The organism is Bacillus sp. MM2020_4 (assembly GCF_011250555.1).
Lineage (GTDB): Bacteria > Bacillota > Bacilli > Bacillales > Cytobacillaceae > Neobacillus.
Genome location: NZ_JAANMZ010000113.1, coordinates 1 through 605, shown reverse-complemented (window position 1 = coordinate 605; position 605 = coordinate 1). Strand labels below are relative to the sequence as shown.

At 39.7% G+C, this 605-nt stretch carries 1 protein-coding gene; it reads left to right on the top strand.

Features of this window, described 5'->3' with window-relative positions:
- The coding region (locus tag G6554_RS25350) for a hypothetical protein (RefSeq protein WP_166246851.1) at positions 1-605 on the top strand (605 nt) is incomplete at both ends.

Sequence of the window (605 nt, the reverse complement as noted above, 5' to 3'; positions counted from 1 at the left end):
ATACCTAGTGCTGATAATTCCACATTCGACCCTGTTACAACTATTTTGAATGACCCATTATCATCCACGGTTGGATGGGCACCAACTACCTTTCCTGTTGATGTAGGTGTGATAAATAGTGATGGTATTATTATTTCGGATGGAAATGACTTTATGTTAACAACATATGGAACTGGTTCATTGTGGTATGGTCCGGCAGTCGCAAAAAGTCTTTCCTCACAAGTATCTGATTATTTATTCCGTTTTCGCTGCAGGCATGAAATTACCGATATTTCATCTTTTGGCCGAACTAATCTATATTTACTGGATGTGAATAAAAAACCGATTGCTAGACTTACACTTGTTAAAGATACGGCAGGAGAAATATCCACGCCTGAAATTCGTCTTTTTGGCGTGAATGGAGAAACACAATATGTCTTAAGGCAATCTCGTGAACAGGTCGAACAATGGAAAGATGTATATGTATTTTTGGAGTTAAAAAAAGAAGGGAACGTCTTTACTGCAAGAATGGCACGAACTAGAGGAGAAGGCGGTCGTGTGGAAGAAGAGATATCATACAAGTTTTTGGACACAGCTGGCTTATTTACCCGGAGCGTTGCCTCTGT